General features: G+C 46.1%; 3 protein-coding genes and 1 pseudogene. All 4 read left to right on the plus strand.

The genetic code is table 11. The features are described 5' to 3' along the window. Window positions 1-130 (plus strand): annotated as a pseudogene (locus L2082_RS18410) (catalase family protein); the annotation flags it as partial. 259 nt (window positions 131-389) lie between these two features. Beyond that, on the plus strand, window positions 390-1859 hold the full coding sequence (locus L2082_RS18415; protein ID WP_446011057.1) for an N-6 DNA methylase: 1470 nt from the start codon (window positions 390-392) through the stop codon (window positions 1857-1859). Then, window positions 1856-2950 (plus strand): restriction endonuclease subunit S, encoded by a 1095-nt coding sequence (locus L2082_RS18420; RefSeq protein ID WP_446011056.1) that lies wholly within the window; start codon window positions 1856-1858, stop codon window positions 2948-2950. Before L2082_RS18415 ends, L2082_RS18420 begins: the two co-directional genes overlap by 4 nt. Next, window positions 2950-4401 (plus strand): ATP-binding protein, encoded by a 1452-nt coding sequence (locus L2082_RS18425; RefSeq protein WP_446012111.1) that lies wholly within the window; start codon window positions 2950-2952, stop codon window positions 4399-4401. The genes L2082_RS18420 and L2082_RS18425 overlap by 1 nt, the downstream gene beginning before the upstream one ends. Window positions 4402-4851 lie beyond the last annotated feature (450 nt).

A 4851-nucleotide genomic window follows, 5' to 3' on the forward strand; every position in this document is an offset into this window, starting at 1 on the left:
ACGCTGTGAGGACATGTCCTTCAACCCGTGGCATGCCCTGAAGGAGCATCGTCCGCTGGGTGGGATTAATCGTTTACGTAAGGCGGTGTATGAGGCCAGCTTTACTGAGCGTGAACAGCGGAAGAAATAAGATATAGAATAAACTCTACAGGATGCGCTGGAAGATATTACTAGGTAGTAAGGTCATCTTTTGCCCACTATTAAAACAGTGGGCTCTTTTCGTTCAGCCCCTTCAGGCCGCAGGGGCAAGCAGTGTTCGAAAATAATCCGGCCCTTCCAGACTAGGATGAGTCTCTATTTTCATGATAAGCTTTTTATGGTATACCATGGAGGAATAAGGCAACCGAGCCTGATGCTCCTGCCCATCCCCCTGCATACCAACCTATACCGTGTTTGAACAGACCTTTAAAAATATCGACGATGTGCTCTGGAAAGAGAGCGGTTGCTCCTCAGAGCTGGATTATACCGAGCAGACTTCCTGGCTCCTCTTTCTCAAATACCTGGATGATCTGGAGCAGGAACGGGCCTTGGCAAGCGAGCTGCAAGGTCGGGAATACAGCTTTATCTTGGCAGAAGAGCACCGCTGGTCCTCTTGGGCTGCCCCGAAAAAGGCGGACGGCACCGCTGATCTGGATGCGGCCCTGACCGGGGATGATTTGATCGACTTTGTCAACAACAAGCTCTTCCCCTATCTCCAGGGCTTCCGCCAGCGGGCTGCTTCCCCTGATACCATTGAATACAAGATCGGGGAGATCTTTTCTGAGATCCGCAATAAATTCCAGTCTGGCTATTCCCTGCGCGATGCCCTGGACCTGGTGGATCAGCTCCGCTTTCGTTCCCAGCAGGAGAAGCACGAGCTGTCTCATCTCTATGAGAGCAAAATCAAAAACATGGGCAATGCCGGGCGCAACGGGGGCGAGTACTATACGCCCCGGCCTTTGATTCGGGCCATGATCCGGGTCATCCGCCCGCGCATTAATGAAACCGTGTATGACGGGGCCTGCGGCTCTGCGGGCTTCCTCTGCGAAACCCATGATTATCTGCGCTATACCAGGGACGGCAAACCAGCCAAATTGAGCACAGCCCAGCTGAACCGCCTGAAGACCGGTACGTTCTTTGGCAAGGAAAAGAAGAGCCTGGCCTATGTGATCGCTATCATGAACCTGATCCTGCACGGGATTGAGGCGCCCAATATCCTTCATACCAATTCCCTGGCTGAGAATCTGGCCCATGTGGAGGAAAAGGATCGCTATGATATCATCCTGGCCAATCCACCTTTTGGCGGTAAGGAACGCAAGGAGATTCAGCAGAATTTCACCATCAAAACCGGCGAAACCGCCTTTCTCTTTCTTCAGCATTTCATCAAGTTCCTCAAGGCCGGGGGACGGGCTGCGGTGGTGATCAAGAATACCTTTCTTTCCAATTCCGATAATGCGGCCAAGGCCCTGCGCCGGGATCTGCTGGAATCCTGTAATCTTCATACCGTGCTGGACTGCCCCGGCGGCACCTTTCTTGGGGCTGGGGTGAAGACGGTGGTGCTCTTTTTTGCTAAAGGAGAATCCACCCGGAAAATCTGGTATTATCAGCTTGATCCGGGGCGGAACCTGGGCAAGACTAATCCGCTCAATGATGGGGATTTGGAGGAGTTTGTTGAGCTGCAAGCCGGGTTTGCGGACAGCGAGAAATCCTGGTCGGTTGCGCTGGAGGATCTTGATCCGGAGGCCCTTGACCTGTCGGTGCGAAATCCTCATACGGAGGAGGAAGTGCCCTTGCGGGAGCCAGTTGGTATTTTGGCGGAGATTAAGGGGTTGGATCGGGAGAGTGCTGAGGTTTTGGAGCGGATTGGGGGGTTGGTGTGAGAGAGTTACCGGAAGGATGGAAAAGCAAAGATGTTGGCGAGATACTTCAACTACTATACGGGAAACCTTTACCAAAAGAAAAACGTTTAACCGACGGAAAATTTCCTGCTTATGGATCAAATGGAATTAAATGCAGAACCAATGAATTTTACTGTGATAAAGCAAGTATTATTGTAGGAAGAAAAGGGTCCGCAGGTGAATTGCGTATCACGGAGGATAAATTCTGGCCACTGGACGTAACGTACTTTGTAGATTTTGACAGGAATAAATTTGACTTGGCCTTTCTCTATCATCGGCTTAATGCCCTGAATCTTCAATCCTATGCAAAAGGTGTGAAGCCTGGTATTAATCGAAACGATGTTTATGCGATAAAATGTTCATTCCCTTCTCTAACGGAACAAAAACGCATTGTCGCCATCCTGAATGAAGCCTTTGCAGGCATTGACCAAGCAATTGCCAATACCGAGAAGAACCTTACCAATGCTCGCGAGGTATTTGAGAGTTATCTAGCTCAATTATCTTACGAGAAAAAACCATTAGGGATATTTGTTGATATCCAGACGGGCAAGCTGAATGCGAATGCAGCAGTTGAAGGTGGAAAGTATCCCTTTTTTACCTGCTCCCGTGATCATTATGCGATTGATCAATTTGCCTTCGATTGTGAGGCCATTTTGTTGGCTGGAAATAATGCCTCTGGTGATTTCAACGTCAAGCATTATAGCGGAAAATTTAATGCTTATCAGAGAACGTATGTGATTACTATCAAAAATGACTCGCAACTTCTTTATAGGTTTTTATATTTTCAGCTTATAAAAAGTTTAAAAGAACTGAAAAAAAGCTCAGTGGGTGCTGGAACAAAATTTCTAAAATTGGGAATGATAAAAGATTTACTGATCAGCCTCCCTACAATTGAAAATCAGCAAAAAATATTAAACATATTGGACCAACTGTTAGAGGAAACCCAGCACCTCGAATCCATCTACCAGAAAAAACTCACCGCCTTGGCGGAACTCAAACAATCCATCCTCCAAAAAGCCTTCACCGGTGAACTTACCCAATCCCCGGAGCAGGAACTTGCTGAGGTGTGCTGATGATAGAACGTGATATCGCCCTTATTGACGAGCTACGAAATCGCCCTGCCGAAGAAAGCTGTATTGAATTCAAGAAAGATAATACAAATCCTGAAGTCATCGGAAAATTATGCTCGGCATTATCCAACAAAGCTCGGATAGAAGGGTTGGATAGTGCTTATTTACTCTGGGGAATTGAAGATGAAACCCATCAAATATCAGGAACCATCTTCAATCCTGAAACAAAAAAAGTCAGCAACCAACTCTTCCAACTCTGGTTGGCGCAAAGATTAAAACCGAGTATCCCTTTTTCATTCCGCACGGTAGAGCATCCTGACGGCAAGGTTGTTCTTCTGGAAATCCCTGCGACCACATCGGCACCTGTCGAATTTAACGGCACTTCGTACATCAGAATCGGCAGTGCCACACCAAAGCTCTCCGATTACCCAGAACATTTCCAGAAGTTGATTGACAATATGCGACCTTACACCTGGGAGCAAGGGGTTGCCAAAAGCTTCACAACAGAAGAAGACGTACTACAACTTATTGACTATCCAAGTTACTTTTCTTTAACAGGTCAACGACTTCCCGACAACAGAACAGGTATTTTTGAACACCTGCAAGCTGACAGACTGATTAGCAAAGATATTAGTGGCCGTTGGAATATTAATAACATAGGAGCTCTACTCTTTGCAACAAATCTCAATAAATTTGAATCATCTCTTGCCCGAAAGGCTGTCCGATTTATTGCTTATGATGGCGATCACCGGGCATCCACCGTCATCCATCGACGGGATGACATAAAAGGCTATGCCGCAGGATTCGAAGCACTTGTCAGCTACATAAACGGTCTTCTACCTCGAAACGAACATATTGGAGCAGCTTTCCGAGAGGTTCAGCCGCTTTTCCCTGAACTTGCCATTCGTGAGTTGATAGCCAATGCATTGATTCATCAGGATTTGACAATTCGAGGAGCCGGGCCGCAGATCGAGCTGTTCAGAGACCGGATAGAAATCACCAATCCTGGTCACCCATTGGTGCAGGTTGATAGAATGATTGATCTGCCCCCGCGTTCACGCAATGAAATGCTTGCTTCGTTAATGCGCCGCATGGGGATTTGTGAAGAACAGGGAAGCGGACTGGATAAAGTAATCATTCACGTTGAATTGTATCAACTGCCAGCACCCAAATTTCAAGCTGACGAAAACTCCATGCAGGTTATTTTATATGGGCCTCGCACTTTTGCCGACATGACTTCAGCCGAACGTGTTCGCGCCTGTTATCAGCATGCCGTCATAACGTATCTTAGCGGTTCAAGGATGAAAAACTTAAGCCTATGCAAACGATTTGGTATAAAAACTAAAAACGCGGCTCAGGCTTCACAGGTCATAAAAACTGCACTCAATCAGGAGAAAATCAGAGTGGCTGATCCAGGACATCCGAGAGCCGGATATATTCCCTGGTGGGCATAACCGAATATTTCTTGATCGGGTTTTGATTCTCAGACATAAATCATCAAACAAAAAAATACCATATTGTGTAAAAACAATACGTTAATCCAAGGCAAGCAACTTAATATTTCTTGATCGGGTTTTGATCCTACTCCTGAGTAGCCAAAAAAACTGAGATATAACAAGGTATGACCAACCCAGCCTTGGCCTAAAATCCGGTGAAAAATGACCACATCCATATTTTCTTGATCGTGTTTTGATTCTCAGGCGTAAATTGTTAAGCTCAAAAACACCATATTATGCAAGAACAACATGTTAACATTAAACATGCAGCTCAATATTTCCAATACCTTCGCCAATCAATTGTCAATCTCTTCTGGATGATTATTATTGTGTAAACGATAAATCATTCAGGAGAACAAAATGGACATTTTAAGCATACTCTGTTGTTTAACCCCTTGCCTTGACAAC

The sequence above is a fragment of the Candidatus Electrothrix sp. genome, assembly GCF_052785085.1.